Annotated in this window: 1 protein-coding gene; it reads right to left on the bottom strand. The window is 57.8% G+C overall.

All coding sequences use genetic code 11. The annotated features are described in order from the left end of the window. Positions 1-94: 94 nt before the first annotated feature. Positions 95-540 (bottom strand): helix-turn-helix domain-containing protein (locus tag AC1DTN_RS39015; RefSeq protein ID WP_477925596.1); only part of this gene is annotated, 446 nt, incomplete at its 5' end.

The raw sequence follows: 540 nt of genomic DNA, 5'->3' as shown, positions 1-540 counted from the left end.
GCCAGACGGTTTCGAGGCTGCCAGCAACTCGCTCTTGCAGACCACTGGCTCGGAATCAACTACATCAACGGCTACGCCATACCATTGCTGATTCTCAGCGCTGCGCTGCGAGCTCGAACCTCTCGTCGTCGCTGGCATGAATCAAGACCTCGGCCGGGATCCCAAGGCCACTGTGGATCTTGCGGATCATGCGCAGCGTCAAAGGCCGCTTGTGATTCAAGACCTCATACACCCGATTGAGTTGGCCGATGTACGGTTCCAGATCTTTCACTGAGAGGCCCTGCTGCTCCATCCGAAACTTGATTGCCTCGACGGCATCGGGCGGATCGATCGGGTAGTTCTTTGCCTCGTAGACCTGGATCAGCGCGAGCATCACCTCGAATCGATCGGCGTCTTCGGTCCCGGCCGCAGGCTCTTGGTCGAAAAATGGCGCAACCGCCTTCAGAGCGGCTTTGTAATCGGCTTCGGTTCGGATGGGTCGGATGTCCATGCAGCTACTCCACTTCAACGGTGAGGGCGTCAATTCGGTCGTATTCGGAG

It is taken from the genome of Rhizobium sp. 01T444, from assembly GCF_056398305.1.
This window is presented reverse-complemented; position numbering and strand designations above follow the sequence as displayed.